The 18305-nt window shown below is 71.5% G+C and carries 16 protein-coding genes and 2 pseudogenes; 7 read left to right on the plus strand and 11 right to left on the minus strand.

All coding sequences use genetic code 11. The features are described 5' to 3' along the window. Positions 1-112 precede the first annotated feature (112 nt). Positions 113-1009, plus strand: coding sequence for a helix-turn-helix transcriptional regulator (locus AAC944_RS36135; RefSeq protein ID WP_030622347.1), 897 nt, complete (start codon positions 113-115; stop codon positions 1007-1009). A 55-nt stretch (positions 1010-1064) separates the two neighbouring features. Here AAC944_RS36135 and AAC944_RS36140 read toward each other — a convergent pair whose 3' ends face one another. Together AAC944_RS36140 and AAC944_RS36145 are read right to left on the minus strand one after the other, a co-directional pair. Further along, positions 1065-2036 (minus strand): SMI1/KNR4 family protein, encoded by a 972-nt coding sequence (locus tag AAC944_RS36140; RefSeq protein ID WP_368396696.1) that lies wholly within the window; start codon positions 2034-2036, stop codon positions 1065-1067. Between the two features lie 50 nt (positions 2037-2086). Next, positions 2087-2605, minus strand: coding sequence for a MarR family winged helix-turn-helix transcriptional regulator (locus tag AAC944_RS36145; protein WP_051872280.1), 519 nt, complete (start codon positions 2603-2605; stop codon positions 2087-2089). A 113-nt stretch (positions 2606-2718) separates the two neighbouring features. Here AAC944_RS36145 and AAC944_RS36150 point away from each other — a divergent pair, with 113 nt between their 5' ends. Further along, the gene (locus AAC944_RS36150; protein ID WP_030622353.1) at positions 2719-3240 is read left to right on the plus strand and encodes a phenolic acid decarboxylase; all 522 of its coding nucleotides are present in this window, start codon (positions 2719-2721) and stop codon (positions 3238-3240) included. 7 nt (positions 3241-3247) lie between these two features. Further along, positions 3248-3718 carry a DUF3237 domain-containing protein gene (locus AAC944_RS36155; RefSeq protein WP_030622355.1) on the plus strand — a complete coding sequence of 157 codons (471 nt, stop codon included), beginning with the start codon at positions 3248-3250 and terminating at the stop codon, positions 3716-3718. Between the two features lie 142 nt (positions 3719-3860). Here the strand turns inward: AAC944_RS36155 and AAC944_RS36160 are convergent, their stop codons facing one another. The 4 genes and pseudogenes from AAC944_RS36160 to AAC944_RS36175 form a co-directional block, all read right to left on the minus strand. After that, complete coding sequence (locus AAC944_RS36160) at positions 3861-3998, minus strand: hypothetical protein (protein ID WP_196943271.1); 138 nt, start codon at positions 3996-3998, stop codon at positions 3861-3863. A gap of 376 nt (positions 3999-4374) precedes the next feature. After that, positions 4375-5062, minus strand: a pseudogene (locus tag AAC944_RS36165) (B3/B4 domain-containing protein); the annotation flags it as partial. Positions 5063-5192: 130 nt separating this feature from the next. Continuing rightward, positions 5193-5513 carry a hypothetical protein gene (locus AAC944_RS36170; protein WP_030622361.1) on the minus strand — a complete coding sequence of 107 codons (321 nt, stop codon included), beginning with the start codon at positions 5511-5513 and terminating at the stop codon, positions 5193-5195. Between the two features lie 74 nt (positions 5514-5587). Then, on the minus strand, positions 5588-6424 hold the full coding sequence (locus AAC944_RS36175) for an EamA family transporter (RefSeq protein WP_030622362.1): 837 nt from the start codon (positions 6422-6424) through the stop codon (positions 5588-5590). Between the two features lie 129 nt (positions 6425-6553). On the opposite strand from AAC944_RS36175, the gene AAC944_RS36180 reads away from it, so the two are divergent. Next, a complete protein-coding gene (locus AAC944_RS36180) occupies positions 6554-7135 on the plus strand; it encodes a helix-turn-helix domain-containing protein (RefSeq protein ID WP_030622365.1) in 582 nt (193 codons plus the stop codon). Between the two features lie 66 nt (positions 7136-7201). On the opposite strand, the gene AAC944_RS36185 is transcribed toward AAC944_RS36180, so the two are convergent. Further along, complete coding sequence (locus tag AAC944_RS36185; RefSeq protein WP_030622367.1) at positions 7202-7402, minus strand: LexA family protein; 201 nt, start codon at positions 7400-7402, stop codon at positions 7202-7204. Positions 7403-7416: 14 nt separating this feature from the next. Beyond that, positions 7417-7653 carry a DUF8825 domain-containing protein gene (locus AAC944_RS36190; protein ID WP_030622368.1) on the minus strand — a complete coding sequence of 79 codons (237 nt, stop codon included), beginning with the start codon at positions 7651-7653 and terminating at the stop codon, positions 7417-7419. 70 nt (positions 7654-7723) lie between these two features. On the opposite strand from AAC944_RS36190, the gene AAC944_RS36195 reads away from it, so the two are divergent. The 3 genes from AAC944_RS36195 to AAC944_RS36205 all read left to right on the plus strand — a co-directional run bounded on the left by AAC944_RS36195 (position 7724) and on the right by AAC944_RS36205 (position 8868). Beyond that, the gene (locus tag AAC944_RS36195; RefSeq protein WP_368396697.1) at positions 7724-7846 is read left to right on the plus strand and encodes a hypothetical protein; all 123 of its coding nucleotides are present in this window, start codon (positions 7724-7726) and stop codon (positions 7844-7846) included. After that, the gene (locus tag AAC944_RS36200) at positions 7843-8238 is read left to right on the plus strand and encodes an EamA family transporter (RefSeq protein WP_368396698.1); all 396 of its coding nucleotides are present in this window, start codon (positions 7843-7845) and stop codon (positions 8236-8238) included. The genes AAC944_RS36195 and AAC944_RS36200 overlap by 4 nt, the downstream gene beginning before the upstream one ends. Before the next feature lie 126 nt (positions 8239-8364). Next, positions 8365-8868, plus strand: a complete 504-nt coding sequence (locus tag AAC944_RS36205) for an EamA family transporter (RefSeq protein ID WP_368396700.1) — start codon at positions 8365-8367, stop codon at positions 8866-8868. A gap of 15 nt (positions 8869-8883) precedes the next feature. On the opposite strand, the gene AAC944_RS36210 is transcribed toward AAC944_RS36205, so the two are convergent. The 3 genes and pseudogenes from AAC944_RS36210 to AAC944_RS36220 form a co-directional block, all read right to left on the minus strand. Beyond that, a complete protein-coding gene (locus AAC944_RS36210; protein ID WP_051872281.1) occupies positions 8884-10125 on the minus strand; it encodes a geranylgeranyl reductase family protein in 1242 nt (413 codons plus the stop codon). A 71-nt stretch (positions 10126-10196) separates the two neighbouring features. Next, positions 10197-17159 carry an SDR family NAD(P)-dependent oxidoreductase gene (locus AAC944_RS36215; RefSeq protein ID WP_078888891.1) on the minus strand — a complete coding sequence of 2321 codons (6963 nt, stop codon included), beginning with the start codon at positions 17157-17159 and terminating at the stop codon, positions 10197-10199. A gap of 38 nt (positions 17160-17197) precedes the next feature. Beyond that, positions 17198-18147: pseudogene (locus tag AAC944_RS36220) on the minus strand (MsnO8 family LLM class oxidoreductase). Positions 18148-18305 lie beyond the last annotated feature (158 nt).

Genomic DNA, 18305 nt, shown 5'->3' on the forward strand with positions numbered 1-18305 from the left:
CTTTCCGGAAGGCAATCGAGTCCCTGACTTCCCTCAGTCCCTCTGGCCGGTTCCGCTGCACTTCACGCTAGGTGCCTCTGCCCGATGTCGAGCCGTATCCTGAAGACACGTTATGGACAGAAACAGACACGCAAGCATCACGGAAGTGCCCTTCCGCGCCACCGCGGGAGCCCCGCCCGGAGCGGAGGTCCTCGCCCTGGCCGCGCTGGCGAACCGCGCCCGGGGCCATGACGTGGACGCCTACTCACCCATGCGGCCGGCCTTCCACCACCTGATCGCCGTGCGCTCCGGACGGCTGACCTGCTCCGTGGACTTCACCGACCATGCTGTGACCGACGGTGACTGGCTGTGGGTACGTCCAGGGCAGATCCTCCAGTTCCGCTCCGGTCTGACGACGACCGAAGGCACCGTCGTCCTCTTCCAGCCCGGGTTCCTCGGCGCGGCCGCCACGGGAGCCGCCCGCGTGGACCGGCCCGCACTGCGGACCGAGCCGTTGCATCCCCCGGAGGCCGCACAGGATGTCCTGCAACGCACACTGGACCTGCTGGAGAGCGAGTACGGACGGCTGGCCGAGCTGCCCTTGGAGATGCACATCGAGGTCGTACGTCATCTCCTCTCCGTCCTCCTCCTGCGCCTGGCCCACCTGCAGCACGGCCAGGACGAGGAATCGGGCAGCGACAGCGATGCGTTCCGCCGCTTCCAACAGGCCGTCGAACGGGACTTCGCCCGCACACACCGGGTGGAGGACTACGCACGGCAGCTCGGCTACAGTGTCCGCACCCTCACCCGCGCCACTCGCGTGGCCGCCGGTTGCGGAGCGAAGCGGTTCATCGACGACCGCGTACTGCTCGAAGCCAAACGGCTGCTCGTGCACACGACGCTGACCGCATCCGCCGTCGGCGAACGCCTCGGTTTCCCTGACCCGACCGTTTTCACCAAGTTCTTCAGAAGCCGAACCGGTGAAACCCCGGCCGCCTTCCGCCTCCGCGCCAAGGGCACCGCGTCCTGAAGCGTGCTCCTGGCTGCCCTCCACGCGGGTGTACGGGCGGCACCGCGCGGGCGCTTCAGCCGCTCAGCGGTTCCCACAGCGCTCCTGCGAGAGGAGCGGACGGCCGTCCCCACGTCAGGGCGGTGCCGTTCACCAGTCCGGGCTGGGGGAGGCCGGCAAGAGAGGGGGCCTCAAGAGCGTCTGCCATCTCTTCCAGGTAGGTGGTCAGTGAGGCGTACTCGGGATCACGTTCTCCGAACTTCCCCCACATGCATACCTCACCCGTGCGGGCGTTGAGATACAGCCCGTACGTACAGTCCTCCGCACTCGAAGAGCAGACGGGAAACCAATCAGCCTTCCACAGCGTGAACTCGTCGCCGTTCTCCCGCCGCTGGGCCAGCATTTCCTCGTGCCGCTGAAAGTCCATCTGACGTCGGTACACCTCGGCCACACTGCCGAGCCGCATGGGCGCCCAATTCCCCAGCATGAACACTGCACTCAGTCCAGGCCCTGCCGCTCCCGCACGCAGCCGCCACAGCGCCCGTAGCGCAGCCGGGACCCGGACGCCAAGCGCTTCTTCCAGTGCCGTGATCTCGCTCTCGGACGCGCCCGGCTCGAGCGAAGCGTACGAAGCGGGGGCGTTTTCCCGCAGCCGGCACTCGATCCGGTGCCACGCAGCAGCCACCTGGCGTGCCTGCAGCTCTTCCTGCTGGGCATCGAACCCCGGCTCCTTCTCGTGCTCCTCGTGCTTCTCGTGCTCCTCGTGCCGCTGGGGCAGTCGGCTCGGCTGCGCCGCTTCGATGCGCTGAATCCGTACCCGCCCTGCCTCCAGCACGGGAGGGCCGTAGGCGTAGAACACGTCCAGCTGCGGGCAGTCCTCGAAAACCTCGCCGTCGATGTGCGCGACATAGTGGGAAGGGTCTTCCAGTGGGCTGCCCAGCAGGGGATTGTCCGCGAGCTGCCCGCACAGCACCTTCAGGGCGTATCCCACACCCTTTCCCAGCTTCGTGCCGCGCTCGCGTAACTCCGCCGGCAAGTCGACAACCACAGCATGCTCCTCATCCGTCGCCGCACACGTATTTGCTGGTAACCCGTAGGTCAATCGGTGGATATGTCATGCCCTTCCCGTGCGGCGGGCTGTCGGGCCACCGACGGGTCCTGTTGCTGCAAAGTCAGGAGCAGACGGCTCAGGGCGGGCAGGGCCGCGGTCAGCGCTGCCCGGTCCGTCGGCGGTAGCTCGTCGCTCGCCCGGGCCAGCGTCGCCGTGCTCGCGCTGTCGTAGCGCTCCAGCAGGCGGAGCGCTTCGGCGGAGGCCGTGAGCGTCACGGTGCGCAGGTTGTGCGGATGCGGTACCCGCTGCACCAGGCCGGCCGCCGTCATGGCGCGCACCAGGTTGCTCACCGTGGACGGTGCGATCCGCAGCCGGGCCGCCGCCTCGCGCGGAGCCAGCCCCTCGGGGGCCGCTGCCAGCGCGCGCAGCAGTTCGATCTGCGCCTCGGGCAGGTCGGGCAGGCCTTCGGCGTTCCGGGTGGCGCGCAGTACGGCGCGCCGTAGGGGCCCGAGGAGCCTGCCGAGTTCGATGGCGACGTGGCCGGTGTCTGCTGCGCTGTTGTCCATGGTCCTATTCTGCCCGCCGCGCGGCATGCTTTTGCAGCAAAACTGTTTTGTGGCAAAATCGAAAGCGGCGGGAGCCGTACGGGCGACCGCCGCGTACCACTGAGGAGGACCCCATGACCACCACCGTCGAGAACCCCGTACCGCCGCAGGACCTGGCCGGCATCGTGGGGCACCGGTTCATCTACACGTACGCCAACGGCTGGAAGTACGAGATGTACGTGAAGAACGCCACCACGATCGACTACCGCATCCACACCGGCATGGTCGGCGGCCGCTGGGTCAAGGATCAGGAGGTCGACCTGGTGCAGCTGGCCGACGACACCTACAAGGTCTCGTGGAACGAGCCGACGGGCACCTCGGTCGTCGTGAACGTGCTGCCCCGCCGGCGCGTCCTGCACGGCACGATCTTCTTCCCGCACTGGATCGAGGAGGACGGCAGCAAGACCGTCCTGTACCAGAACGAGCACCTGGACGAAATGCGCGCCTTCCGCGACGCCGGCCCGACCTACCCGATCTACGTCGTACCGGAGTTCGCGAAGATCACCCTGTTCGAGTACGTCGGGGAGAACGACGAGGGCGTCGTCGCCGTGGGCCCGGCCGATCTGCCCGCCGGCTTCGCCGACCGCATCAACTGAGGACGCCGTGACCGCCACACCGGCGCCCCCGACGCTCTCCTTCTTCGCCCATGTGTCGATCGCCGTCGGCCCGCCGGTCGACCTCGGTGCGGCGCCCACCGGCCACCGGCGACTCGTCCCCATCGTCGGGGGCTCCTTCCACGGGCCCCGGATGCACGGCCGGGTCCTGGCCGGTGGCGCCGACAACCAGGTACTGCACAGCGCGACGCTGACCGAACTGGACGCCCAGTACGCGCTGGAAACCGACCAGGGGGAGCGGATCTCGATCCGTAACACCGGGATCCGCTCCGGCACCCCCGAGGACATCGCGGCGATCGTCCGGGGTGAGCCGGTACCGCCCGAACGCGTCTACTTCCGCAGCGTCCCCGCCTTCGCCACAGCCGCGCCTCGGCTCGCCTGGCTCAACGAGCGGATCTTCGTCGCCCGCGGCGAACGCCGCCCCGACAGCGTCGGACTCGACGTCTTCGTCGTCGACTGAGGCCGCCGGCGTTCGTTCCGTCCTCGGGCGCGAAGACACGGGCCGACGGTGACCCGTAGGAACGGCGGTCCGCCACAGCCGACGAAGCCGCCCGCGCAGGGGCGACTTCGTCGGCTGCTGCATGTGTGTGGGCGGGGGAGTCTCAGCCGGCCCTGCGGAAGGAGTCGATGGGGCCGCCCCAGCCTCCCTCAGGGCCTTCCCAGCTGATGGCCGGCGCGCCCTCGCCCTTCATCCCGACGGTGCCCAGGCCACGCCACGCCACGCCCGCCATCGCTGCCACCCTCGCACGAGAGCGTCAGTGAAACGGCTTCCCCGCTCTTCTCCTCGCCCTTCTCCTTGCCCTTCTTCTTGTCCGGCTTCAGAGTGCCCGTGCAGTCCAGTTCCGGTCCCTTGGTGGTCACCTTGCCGTCCTCGATGGGCAGGGTGGCCAGGTCGTCGGCGTCCTTGGCTTCGATGAGGGACTTCCAGGACCCGGCGGCACGGTCGATCAGCGGCTGCTCGCCCGCGGGCTTCGCACTCGGCGACTGCTTGTCCGCTGCGCTGCCCTTCGCTTCCGCCGCGCCGGTGCTGCCGCTGCTCGAGCAACCGCTGAGCAGGAGGCCGGTGACGGCGGCCGCGACCGCCCGCGGTGTACTGCCCTACGCACTGCGGAGGGCTCAGGCGGTGGTTCGGGGGTGGGCCGGGCTGAGGTAGTGCACGGTGGTCCGGTCGGTGTGCGGGGTGAGCAGGCTCCGGAGGTCGTGCGCGGCGGACTTGAGGAGGTGGCCGTCGTGGGTGGCGCGGAGGGTCTCGAGGGCGAAGACGACATGAGTGGAGTCCTCGGTGACGCGGGTGCGATGGGCGTCGCGGTGGTTCCAGTGGCGGGTCAGTACGCCGGTGGTGTCCGCGTAGATGATCTCGCCGTGCTTGGGGTTCTCGGTGGTCTCGGGTTCGCCGAGTGGGGTGAAGGATTCAGTGCCGTCCGCGTGACGGATCTCGATGTCGCCGGTGACGTGGTCGAGGTCGAAGGCGCCGGCGGGCAGGCCGTGGCGTACGGAGACGGCGTTGTAGGAGTCGACGGCCGGATTGATGCGCGGCAGCGTGCCTTTCTTGGCGAAGCGACGGCCGAGGGCGTCGACGCTGGGGCGGATGCGGCGGGGATTGGTGCCGAAGGAGCGGTACGCGGTGTGCCACGCCTCGATGCGGGGGTCCGTCTCGTCGGCGGGATGCCACGCGCCGTCGGCGAGTTGCTGCTCCAGGTCCTGGAGGGCGGTGACGGTGTCGGGCCAGGGTTCGTGGCCACGCAGGCCGGTGGCGGTGACCAGGGCGATGAGGGTGTCGGGGGAAGGCGTCTGCGACGGCGGGGGGTGAGGCGGACGGTGGGCATCGGGAGGGGGATGGACATAGGGGCGGTCCACTTTCTTGATGAGTGCGCGGGGACGAGAGGGCTCTGGCGAGTACGGGAGGTCGAGACGCGTGAGTGTGAGTACGGGGGTCAGGACTTCCACGGGCCTGTGCGGTCCGGGCGGCGGTGTTGCCGGCGTGCGGTGGGTACGTCGAGGCCCTGACCGCGGGCGGTGAGGTGGTCAGCGGCGGTGGTGCGGTGCTCGACGGGTTCGTGGTCGTCGTACGTGAACTTGGCCACCGCGCCGGTGACCTCCAGGCACGGACCGCGGCTGCCGGGCAGCATCCGGCCGTCGGTGGGCGGGTGGCCGGGCAGGCCATTGACGGTCAGCTGTCCGGAGTCGTGGCCGTCGGCGATCCAGGCCTGCCATTCGGCTTCGTCGAGACCGGCTTCCGGGGGCTGGACGAACATGTTGGTCGGTCTCCTTACGCGGTCGGGTGGTCGGGTGGTCGGCTGCGGGGTGGGCCGCATGCTGCGCGGACCGCTCAGGTCAACGCCAGGAGGCTGACGGCGACCGCGGCGGTGCCGAGGCCGACGAGCTGGCCGCGGTGGATGCGTTCGGCGAGTACACCGCGGGCGAGCAGGACCGTACCGGCCGGGTAGAGAGCCGTGATCACGGCGACGACGGTGAGGTCGCCGCTGCGGGCGGCGAGCAGGAACAGCAGGTTCGCCACCGAGTCCAGCACACCCGCGGCGGCCGACATCGCGTACGCGGGCCGCTCGGGGCCCAGCTTGCGGCGCATCAGCCCCGCCGCGGCCAGCGTGACGGCAGAGGAGACCGCCCTGCCGATGATCAGCGGGGCCACTCCGCTGTCGGACGGTGCCTGGTGCAGGAAGACGAGCTGGAGGGCGATGGCGGCGCCCGCGCCGAAGGCCAGCAGCAGCGCCGTACGGGAGGGCCGCGCGGAGCCCGCGCCGTGCCCGGCGCTGACCAGTACCACCGCCACCAGGGCGAGGGGCAGCCCCACCAGTCCGGCGGTGGCGAGGTGCTCACCTTGCAGCAGGCCCACCCCGACGGGCAGCGCGGCGGACACCAGCGCGGTCACCGGCGACAGTACGTTCATCGGGCCGATCGCCAGCGTCTTGTAGAGCAGCGCGAACGCGGCGGCCGAGGCGACCCCGGATGCCGCGCCCCAGCTCAGGGCCGCGGTGCTGAAGGAGGCGCCGAGTACGGGCCACAGCAGCAGTTCGACCGCGAGGCTGGCAGGGGCGGCGACCATCACGGTACGCAGCACGTGGGCTTTCCGGGCGCCGAGCCCGCCGAGGAAATCGGCACACCCGTAGGCGAGCGAGCTACCGAGGGCCAGCAGTAGAGCGATCACAGCACAATCCCTTACCATTCAACGGAACGACCGCACGGTACATTGAAATGACCGAACGAATCAACCGATCGACCGTGTGGTGCATTCGAATGGTTCGGTGCAGTGGCGAGGAACGAGGAAGGTGATCAGGTGGCCGAGGCAGCCGCAGCCCTGCGGACGGTCGCGAACAACGTCAGGGCCGCCCGCGCCCGCGCGGGCCTGTCCCTGGACGAGCTCAGCCGGCGCGCCCAGGTCAGCAAGGGTGCGCTGGTGGGGCTGGAGAAGGCCCAGGGCAACCCCAACCTGGCCACCCTGGTACGGCTGGCCGACACCCTTGGCATCTCGGTGTCCGCCCTGATGCAGGGGCCGCCCGAAGGGCGCGTCCGCGTGGTGTCCGGCGACACCGTGGCTCCGCTCTGGACCGGCGAAGGCGGCAGTGAGGCCCGGCTCATGCTGACGACCTCGGGCCCGGCCCCCGTCGAGGTCTGGCGCTGGCGACTGGAGCCGGGCGAGGAATATCCCAGCCATCCTCACCAGGCCGGAGTGGTGGAGACCGTCAGCGTCACCTCCGGCCGGATGGTGCTGGTCGTCGACGGCGCCGAGCACATCGTCGAAGCCGGGCAGACCGCCACCTTCGACGGCGACGCCTCCCACGCCTACCGCGGAACGGGCGCGGAAACCTGCCACCTCATCATGACCGTCCACCTGCCGCCCGGCCCCGCAGCCGGCTGACCTGCTGGTCGCGGATACGCACCTCGGGGAGGCGTCGGACGGGCGTGGAGAGCCTGTGTCGGGCGGTCACCGCAGCCGGCAGGAGCGCCAGCTGTGTCCGGTGCGCGTGATCATGCCGCGGGCCTCCAGTTGCCGCAGCTGGTACAGCACCGACGACGGGCTCGACAGCCCCACCCGGCGGCCGATCTCCCGGACCGTCGGCGCCTCGCCGTGCTCGACGATCCACCCCCGGATGCACGCCAGCACCCGCTCCTGCCGCTCGCTCATCTCCTCCCGCACCGCTACGCCTCCCGCTCCTCAGCCGCGCGGGCCTGGCGGCGCAGCTCCGCCCGGGTGGCGGCCGACCGCCGCTCGGTGGCCGTCCAGAACGGATGGCCGGCGATGCGGGCGGAGAGCAGCTGCAGGCGGTGGCGCAGCGCCGCGGTGTGCGTCGGCCGCGCGGCGAGTGCCTGGTAGGTGCGGTTCCACTCGCGTTGTGCCTCGATCAGGTCCTGGAGGAAGGGGGTGGTTCGCGCCATGGCCCGAATTAGACCACGTGTTCGATTTTCCATGCACGCGGGCTCGCCAGGAGTCCGAAGCTGCCGGCACGTGCGTCCTCCCGGCTCGGCTGCCGAGCTGCCCAGCGCGATGGTGCGCGCCGGACTCGAAGGTACGGGTACGCGTCCGGAGCATGCGCGGGCGATGGCGGCGGACCTGGTGGACCGGCTGTGACGCGGCCTTCCGGACGCTCCTCCGGTCACGCGGCCGGCTCGGTGGGCACGGGATCGCTGTGTGTCCCCCTGGCGTCGGTGCTGTGGGGTACCACCGGTACCGCGGCGACCTTCGCGCGGGCGGTGGGCCCCCTCGCCATCGGGGCCGTCGCCATGGGAGTGGGCGGGCTGCTGCAGGCCCTGGCAGCGGCCCCTCGTATCGCACGGGAAGCGTCCAGGCTGCGCGCGCAACGCGGTGCGGTGCTGCTCGGCGCGGTGGCCGTGGGGGTCCACCCCCTGGCGTTCTACAGCTCCATGCACCTGGCCGGAGTCGCTGCCGGCGCGGTGGTGTCGATCGGCTCGGCCCCGCTCGCCTCGGTCCTCATCGAACGTGTCGTGGAGGACGCCGCCTGACGCGCCGTTGGATGTTCGGCGCCGCCCTGGGACCGTCCGGGACGGTGCTGTTGTGCGTGGCCGAAGCGGCCACGGCACACTCCGGCGGCGCCCGGCTCCGGCTCCGTATGGGCGACCGTGTTCGGTGTGGGGCTGGGCCCGGTAGCCGGGCTGACGTACGCCTTGTACTCATGGGCGGCGCACCGGCTGATCAGCCGCGGTGTCTCCGCCGGCGCGGCCATGGGCAGCGTCTTCGGGCTGGGCGGTGTGCTGCTGGTGCCCGTACTGCTGATCACCGGTGCCCCGCTCCTCGACTCCTGGTCGGACACGGCCGTCGGTGCGTACATGGCCCTGGTGCCCATGTTCCTCGGCTACGTCCTGTTCGGCCGGGGGCCGGCGCACGTCCCCGCGAGCACCGCGACCACGCTCTCCCTGCTGGAACCCGCCGTCGCCGCCGTACTGGCCGTGCTGGTCGTCGGTGAACGGCTGCCCCTGCTGGGATGGGGCGGCATCGCCCTGGTCGTCGGCTGCCTCGCCGTACTCACCATGCCGTCACGAACGGCCCCGAAGCGCCGGGCTCCGCGGCGCCGAGCGAGTACCGGGGGGCTCCGCACCGGCGCCGAGGAGCCCGAACAGGCCGCTGTCCACTGAATCGCTCCGCTTCTCTCAGGCCGGGAGCGTGTCACACGCGACGGGTCGCGCCGACCGGTGCGGAAGCCGGTTGCCCAGTGCGGCGGCGGTGCGTGCGAGGGGTGTGGTCATGATGCCGGCGACGCTGGTGTGGCCGGCGATGTAGGAGTCGAGCCGACGCCACGCCGGGGGCAGCCGGGTCAGAGCGGTGTGTACCAGGCCGGGGTTGCGGGAGAAGAGGTTCATCAGGGCGCCACTGGCGCGCATCTCGACGCCGAGGATGTCCTTGATCTGCTGTCCGTAGTGGTCGGCGACGGTGTTCGCTTCCTCCCTGCCGGCGGCGCAGACGATGCGGGCGGCGGCCTGTCCCGCGAGGTCGCCCGACCGCAGGGCGTAGGAAATGCCTTCTCGGGACCAGTGGTCGACGAGAGCCGCGGCGTCGCCGGCGACCAGCACGCGCCCGCGGGCCAGTGGGGAGTCGGGGCGGCGGCACCGGGTCAGGTGACCGGTGTCGTGAAGAGGACGGGGCGCGAGCAGTTCATGGCGCGTGAGGAAGTCCTCCTTGTACGCGCGCAGGGCATCGGGGTTGCCGCGGGCGGCCACCACTCCGGCGGTGAGGACGTCCCCCTTGGGGAAGATCCAGGCGAAGGAGCCCGGCAGCGGTCCCCACTCCATCAGCACACGGCCCCGCCACCGGTCGGCCGTCCGTGCGTCGATCGGTGCTTCCACCTCGAGGGCGAGGTCGACCTGTGCGCACTCCACTCCCACGTACCGGGCGACCCTGCTGGCGCTGCCGTCGGCGCCGACGACGGCCCGGGCACGGAAGGTGTCGCCGCGGTTGGTCCGTACGATGACGGTGTCACCTTGTTGTTCCAGGGAGGCCAGTGCGGTGTCGTCCCGGACCGTGGCACCCGCGGCGGAGGCGGCTTCGGTGAGAGCCGCGTCGAGTTCGCTGCGGTAGACCATGGCGCAGGTCGGAGACGCGGAGGTGAGGGTGCGTTCCTTGCGGCCGTTGAGGGCGAAGGTGAACTGTCCGGCCGTGTCGTACACCTTCAGGGGCAGGCCGGGCGGCAGGGCGGCGAGGGCCGCCCCGATGAGGCCGCCGCCGCAGGCCTTGTAGCGGGGGATGGTGGCGCGTTCCAGGAGCAGCGTCTCGCTGCCCTTCTCGGCTGCGACGCGAGCGGCGGTGGCGCCGGCCGGGCCGGCGCCGACGACGATCACGTCCCATGTGCGGGGCGTACGGCTGGGAGTGGGGGTGTGGGTGGCAGGAGGCGGCATACGGTGGTCACCTAGCGGTCGGGCGAAACGGGGGCGTGAAACGGGGGAGTGGGTCGGGTGAGTGTGGACTGTCAGCTGCTGGTGGCCGATTGCTCGGCCGGCTGAACTCGCCCGGCCGGCTGGACCTGCCCGGCCGGCTGGACCTGCCCGGCCGGCTGGACCTGCCCAGCCGGCCGGACCTGCTCGGTTCGCTCGGGGTGCAGGCGGTTCAGCAGGTAGCGGGTGAGGGCGGAGGCCGTCGGGTGGGTCCACATCACCGTGGTGGGGATGTCCAGGGTCAGTTCGCGCTGCAGGCGGTTGCGCAGGGCGATGGCCATCAGCGAGTCCAGGCCGAGCGTGACCAGGGACGTGTTGGCGTCGAAACGGTCGGTTGCCAGCCGCAGTACCGCGGCGATGTGTTCGACGACCTGGGGCAGCAGCAGTTGCTGACGCCGCTGGGGATCGTCGGTCTCCCGCAGGGACTCCAGCAGGGCACTACGGGCGGCGCCCCCGGTGGAGTCGGCACCACCCCCTGTCGCAGCGGCCAGTTCGGCGAAGAAGGAGGTGCGGGCGGTGTCGGGATAGGAGTCGAGCCACCGCGACAGGTCGAGGGGAGTGTAGGCGGTGCGGTCGCGGTCGTGGGAGAGGAGGCGTTCCAGGGCGGTGATGCCCTCCTGGGGAGCGATCATGGCGTAACCGCGTTCCGCCATCCCGGTGCCGCGGCCGGCCTCCGCCCACGGCCCCCAGTTGATGCAGGTGGCCGGGAGGCCCTGGGACCGACGCCAGGAAGTGAACTCGTCCAGCCAGGCGTTGGCGGCCGCGTACGCGCCCTGCCCGGGGTTGCCCAGCAGGGAGGCGGCGGAGGAGAAGGTGACCCACCAGTCCAGCTCCGCTCCGCCGGCGGCCCGGGCGACGGCGTGGTGGAGCAGCCAGGCCCCCGTCACCTTGGGGCGCCAGACCTTCTCCAGAAGGTCTGCGGAGAGATTGGCGACGGTGGCGTCCTCGACCACCGCCGCGGCGTGCACGACACCGCGCAGCGGGTGGCCCGTGTCCGCGGCGGCACGTACGAGCGTGTCGGCGACGCCGGGCTCGGCGAGGTCGCCGTTGACGACCTCGACACGGGTACCGAAGGCGGCGGTGAGGGTGTCGAGGGCGGTACGGACGGCCGCGGTGGGGGAGCTGCGGGAGGTGAGTACCACGGCTGCGGCGCCGCGTTCGGCCAGCCACCGGGCGACCAGCAGTCCCAGTCCGCCGAGCCCGCCGGTGACCAGGTAACTCGCGTCAGGCCGTACGACGGGGACGTCCTCGGGGCGTACGGGAAAAGTGTCGGTGCCCTCGGTGGGCCAGGTGAGGACGAGTTTGCCGGTGTGCCGGGCGGAGGCCATGGTGTGAAAGGCCGACGACGCCTCGGTGACGGGGTGGCCGGTGACAGGCAGCAGCGGCAGGGTGCCGTCCGCGAGCATGCCGGTGAGTTCACGGTAACCCTCGGCGAGCAAGTCAGGGTCCTGCCGCAGCATCATCAGCACGTCGATGCCGGCGAAGGTGACGTTGCGGCGGAAGGGCAGCAGACCCAGGCGGGTGTTGGCGTAGATGTCCCGCTTGCCGAGTTCGAGGAACCGGCCCCGGTGTGCCAGCAGGTCGAGGCCGGCGGCCTGTGCCGGGCCGGTGAGGGAATTGAGTACGACGTCGACGCCACGGCCGTCGGTGAGGTCGCGTACCTGGTCGGCGAAGTCCAGGGTGCGGGAGTCCATGACATGGCGGACGCCGAGGCCGCGCAGGTACTCCCGCTTGGCCTCCGTGCCCGCGGTGGCCAGGACCTCCGCGCCGCACGCCCGCGCGAGGTGCAGTGCGGCCAGTCCGGTGCCGCCGCTCGCCGAGTGGATGAGCACCTTCTCTCCCGGCCGGAGCCGGGCCAGGTGCCGCAGGCCGTACCACGCCGTGAGGTAGGCGCACGGCAGGGCGGCGGCGTCGTGTGTGCTCACCGCGTCCGGCACCGGCAGGACACAGTCGGCGCGGACGGTCGCGAAAGAGGACATGAGAACAGGCCGGGCCCCGGCCCCGGTCCCCTTCCCGGTCCCGTCTTCGCCCCCCTCCACGAACATCGCGGCAACGCGGTCGCCCTCCCGTACTCCTCGGACGCCCTCTCCGACGGCGGTGACGACGCCCGCACCGTCGAACGCGCAGACATCCGTGCCGCCCTGGTGCTCGTCGCCGGCGTCGAAGCGCTGGTAGACGCCCATGGCCTGGAGCACGTTGATGAAGTTGACGCTCGTGGCGTCGACCCGGACCTCGATCTCGCCCGCTCCGGGCCGTCGGCGTGGCCGGCCGACGAGCTCGAAGGAGTCCAGGTCACCGGCGCGTGCGAGATGCAGTGCCACTCTGTCGCGCCCGCGGTCCACCGTGCTCCGGCGGCGTTCCCGCTCCTCCAGCGGGGCGCTGCGCAGCCGGGCCAGGTAGCGCGTCCCGCACCGGTAGGCGATCTCGTCCTGCTCCTCGGGGCAGGACAGCAGCTCGGCAGCGACTGCTTCAACCGACGTCCGCCCATCGGTGACCGACGTCTGCGCACCGGTATCGACGTCCAGGACGCTGGGGTGCAGTTCGGGGTGCTCGTAGCTCAGCACCCGTACCAGTCCGCGCAGACCGGCCTGTCCCAGGTCCGGCCGGTCCTCGGGCACCACCTGCTGTGCGGTGCAGGTGACGGTCCACAGGCGCGGTGCCGCCGGGCCGCCCGCGCCCGCCAGCCGGCGGGCCGTCTCCACGAGGCGGGCGACCTGCTCCCGTGCCCGGCGCTCGGGCGAGGCGACGTCGGGCGAGGCGACGTCGGGTGCCGTGCCCGGCGCGGGCAGGTAGACCACGGCCTGCGGTGCCGGTCCGCCGGGCTCGGGCGGCACCGATGTTGCGGGGGCGTCCTCCGAGGCTTCGCCCAGGGGGAGCGTCCGGACGTCCACCGCGGCGCCCCGCTGCTCGAGCGCCTCGCTCAGCGCGGTCGCGTACGCCTCACGTCCGGGCTCCACCAGCAGCGTCCATGAGCCACCGGTCACCGCCGTCGACGCCGGACGCTCACCGGGCTCACCGGGCTCACAGGGCTCCCAGCAGGTCCGGAGCAGTCGGCGGGCGAAGCGTTCCTCGGCGCTCTCGGCGGGTACGTGGTGGAACTCCACTCCGGTGGCGTCCGCGACCACCGTCCCGTCGTCGTCCCACAGCCGGAAGTCGGCGATGTACCGGTCGCGGTCCGCACACTGGAGGGTGACCAGGCAGTACCCGCTCAGCGGGACCGTTCCGTACAGCCGTAGCGCCTCGATACGCCGTGGCAGGATGCCTCCGGCGGGCACCGTGCCGGTACGCAGTACGACACCGGCGACGGCCTGGAGGCAGGTGTCCAGCGCGACGGGGTGGCAGTGCAGCGCCTGCGCACCGGCCCGCCCCTCGTCGGGAACGCGGACGCGCGCCAGGAGCCGGCTGCCAGGGCCCTTCGCCGGCTGCTCCGCTGTCGCCGACTGCTCCGCTGCCCCGTCCGTGAACAGAGCCTGGAGGCCGAGGAACGGCGAGCCGTGGTGCACGCCGCGCTCCTCGCGCATCTGCCGGTAGACGTCGGCCGCGTCCACGGCGTGCGGGAACTGCGCCAGCAGGGACCGCGGGTCGCAGCCCTCCGGGACGGACTCCTCCCGGGGCGTTCTGTGCAGGCTCGCCTGAGCGTGTTGCACGCTCGTACCGTCGGACGCCGTGCTGACCACCCGCCAGCGGGCGGAGTCCGGGCCTGTCGCCTCGGCGGTGGCGGTGACGGACGTGCCGTCGCCGGCCGGCAGCAGCAGCCGTTCCAGGTCGATGCCGGTGACGCGCAGCCGCTGCGGTCCGGAGGCGTACAGGTCGGCGGCCGCGGCGACGGCCATCTCGCACAGCGCGGCGCCGGGTACCACCACGACGTCGTTGACGCGGTGCGTGTCCAGCCAGGGCAGCGTCGTCGGGGTGATACGGGTCTGCCACAGGTGCCGGCCCGCGCCGTCGGGGTCAGCGGTGTGCGGACCGGTGAGCGGGTGCGCACCGGAGCCGGGCAGGGGAGGTGTCCCGGCCGACTGCCGCAGCGGGGAGGGGTCGACGACGTACCGCGTACGTTCCCAGGTGGTCGGCGGAACGTCGGCCAGGGAGCCGTCGCCGTAGCGTTCGGCCCAGTCCAGCGGGTGGCCGGCGCAGTGCAACGCCGCCACGTGGGTGTGGAACGCCGGCGCGTCGTCGGTGTCGCGCAGCAGGGAGGGCACCACCGCACTGTCGCCGTGGCCGTGCGCGGCGAGCGTGGCCTGCACCGGATGGGCCAGCACCGGGTGCGGACCGATCTCCACGAACAGCCGGTGCCCGTCCTCGGCCGCTGCCTGCACCGCGTCGGCGAAGCGCACCTCCCGGCGGAGATTGTCCGACCAGTACGCGGCGTCGAAGGCGGTGTGGTCGCGCGGATCGTCGGTGACGGTGCTGTAGAACGCCGTGCCCGGTGTCCTTCCGGTGACACCGGCGAGCGCGTCGGCGAGGTCGGGCAGGACGGGATCCATGTGCGCGGTGTGCGAGGCCACGTCCACCTCGACCACGCGGATGCCCACGCCGCGCGCGTCCCACTCCTCGGCGAGCCGGCGGATACGGTCGGCGTCGCCGCCGATGACGGTGTTCTCCGGAGACGCGACGACCGCGACGGTCACTCCCCGCACTTCCTGTTCGGTCAGCAGCCGTTCCACCTCGGCACGGCTCAGGGCGACCGAGGCCATCAGGCCCTGCCCGGCGGTCCGCAGGATCAGCCGCGACCGCCGGCAGATGACCCGTACCCCGTCCCGGACGCTCAGCGCGCCCGATGCCACCGCGGCGGCCACCTCACCCATGGAGTGGCCGATGACGGCCGCCGGCTCGACGCCGTGGGACCGCCACATCGCCGCCAGACCCAGCTGAACGGCGAAGATCACCGGCTGCACCCGGTCGAACCCGGTCACCACCTCCGGCCGGCACAGGGTCTCCCGCAGGGAGAAGCCGGACTCCTCGGCGACCAGCGGTTCGAGTGCGTCGATGACCCGGGTGAACTCCGGGTCGCGGTCCAGCAGTCCCTGGCACATACCCGCCCACTGCGAGCCGTGCCCCGAGAAGACCCACACCACGCCCTGCCCGGCGTCCGGCACCGCCCGGCCGGTCGCCACCCCGGCAGGCGACGCGCTTCCGGCCGCCAGCTCTTCCAGCCGCGCCACCAGCTCCGTACGGTCGGCCGCGACGACAGCGGCGCGTTCCCGGGCGGGCGAACGGCGTACCGCCAGTGTGTGCGCCACGTCGCCCAACGGGACCCGCGTCCCTTCCCCGCGCAGCCACTGCGCCAGCCGGCCGGCCGCGGACCGCAACGCCACCGGAGTACCGGCGGACAGCGGGAAGACGCGCAACGACTCCTCGGCGTCATCGTTGCGCACCGGGGCCGGCCCGCCGTACGGCGCCGGGCGGGTGGCGCGGCGCCGTACGGCAGGCGAGGCGGGAGGCTGCTCGACGACGACATGGGCGTTGGTACCGCTGATGCCGAAGGAGGACACGGCGGCCAGCCGGGCGCCGCTCCGTACCGGCCACTCGGTGGTGTCGGTGGGCACGAACAGCCGGGTGCCGCTGGGGTCGATCTGCGGATTCCAGTCGCGGAAGTGCAGACTCGCCGGCACCAGGCCTTCCCGCAGGGACGCGATGGCCTTCAGCAGGCCCGCCACGCCCGACACCGGTTCGGTGTGACCGATGTTCGTCTTCACCGAACCCAGCGCGCACCGGTCCCGGCCCTTGCCGTACACCGCTGCCACCGCATTGAACTCGATGGGGTCACCCACCGCCGTGCCCGGGCCGTGCGCCTCCACCATGCCGATGTCACCGGCCTCGACGCCCGCGCGCTCCAGCGCCAGACGGTAGAGGTCGATCTGCGCGGGCTCCGACGGAGCGCTCAGCCGCGTGCCCCGGCCGTTCTGGTTGACCGCCGTGCCGCGCAGTACGGCCAGTACCCGATCACCCTGCCGTACCGCGTCCGACAACCGCTTGAGTACGACCACACCGCAGCCTTCGCCGCGTACGTAGCCGTCCGCGGCGGCGTCGAAGGCGTGACAACGGCCGGTGGGGGAGAACACGCCCCACAGCGCGGGAGCGGTGACCCCCTCCGGGCCCAGAGTCAGCATCGAAGCCCCGGCCAGTGCGACGTCCGTCTCGCCGGTCCGCAGGCTCTGACAGGCGGTGTGCACCGCGACCAGCCCCGAGGCACAGGCGCTCTCCACGACGACCTGAGGGCCCTTCAGGTCGAGCATGAACCCCACCCGCCCGGGGCCGATGCTGTCGAAACCCGTGTACATGGCGTAGGCGTTGACCTCTTCCAGGGGCCGCTGCACGCGGAGCAGGTAATCCTTCTGATAAATCCCGAAGAACATGCCCGTCGGCGTGCCCGACAGCCGCTGGGCCGGAATCCCGGCGTGCTCGATGGCCTCCCAGACCACTTCGGACAGCAACCGGTGCTCGGGATCCACCCAGGGTGCTTCCTGGGCATTGATCCCGAAGAACTCCGGCTCGTAGGCGTAGACGTCGTCGTCGAGGAAACATCCGTACCGCAGCCGGGACGCCACCTGCTCGGGCAGCCCGGCCAGTTCCGCCTGCTCCCACCGCTCCGTGGGAACCGCGCGCGCCGTGTCCCGACGTGCCATCAGCAACCGCCACAACGAGGTGAGCGAACTGACCTCCCCCGGGAACCGGCAGGCAGCCCCGACAACCGCGACCGGCTCGTCCTGCCCCGCTCCCGATTCCGCGGTACCAGGCTCCGCGATACCGAGCGGCTCCGTGACACCCGGTTCTGCGCTGCCAGTTCCTGCGACACCGGGTCCTGCGCTGCCGGGCTGTGCACGCATGGCTGTCCGTCCCTCGATCTTGTAAGGCACTGGCCATTTCGGCACACGTGGCGGTGCCTGCCAAGGACGAACCGGCTGCGAGCGGTTGCGTGTCGAAGAACGCCCAACACTCCAATGCACCAAGTTCAGCCGTTCAGCCGCCTGGGCGGGGCGTTCAACAGCCCATCGCATTACTGATGGCGGGCCTTTTCACCGGGAGAGGTGCGCCTTCACGGGAGAGGTTCGCACTCAGCGTGCGCCTTGATGAGTGCGTAGGACCGAATGCGGTCGCGGAGGTCGTGGACGGGGGTGGTCAGCATCAGTTCGTCCGCTCCGGTCTGCGCAACCAGTTCGTTGAGCCGGCCGACCACGAACTGGGGCGTACCGACGGCCTGCTGTGCACGGAAGGCGGCCAGCGCCTTCCGCTCTCGCGCCGTGAAGGGATGCGCGGCCGCGTCCGCAGGCGTGGGGAAGGGCGTCTCACTCAACCCCTTGAGCAGCCCGGCTTTGACGACGTTCATCGGTCCGGCCCGCCACACGGCTTCCTCTTCCGTCTCGGCACACACCGCCTCCACGCACAGCAGCACCCGGGGCCGCTCGCACCAACGGGACGGGGTGAACGCGGCGCGGTAACGCTCCAGAACCGCGAGGGTGTTGTCCGGCCGGATGTGGTGTGCGACGGCGACCGGCAGGCCGAGCTCCGCGGCGAGCGCCGCCCCCGCGGTGCTGGAGGCCAGCAGCCAAGGCTCCGGCAGCGAACCGAGCGCGACGTCGTCGGCCAGAAAGGACAGGACCGCCGCCACGTCGCCCTGGTACTCCTCATCCGTCGCCGGCCCGGCACCACGGCGAAGCGCCCGTGCGGTGGCTTCGTCGAAGGTGCCAGGGCCGCGACCGATGCCCAGGTCGATGCGGTCCTCGTGCAAGGCCGCCAGCGTCCCGAACTGCTCCGCCAGCGCGAGGGGGAGTGGTTGGGGGCCAGTACTCCGCCGGACCCCAGACGGATGACCGAGGTCAGAGCGGCAGCGTGCGCGGTCAGCACCACCGGTGGGAACGCGCCGATCGCGGGCGAGTGATGATGCTCGGCGTACCAGATACGGCGATAGCCCAGCCGCTCCAGTCCCTGTGCGAAGGCCGCGGTGTCGCGCAGGGTGTCCACGGCACGGGTGCCTGCTTGCACCATCGCGACTTCGAGAGCTGAAAGAGGTACGTCGACGTCGACCATGTCGTCAGCATAGAGATCATGCGTTCGAGGCGGGAGCGATACTGATTCTCTTCTGCCGTCCTCTGCCGTCCTCTGCCGTCCTCTGCCGTCTTCTGCCGTCCGGACGCCGTTCGCGT

The organism is Streptomyces sclerotialus (assembly GCF_040907265.1).
GTDB lineage: Bacteria > Actinomycetota > Actinomycetes > Streptomycetales > Streptomycetaceae > Streptomyces > Streptomyces sclerotialus.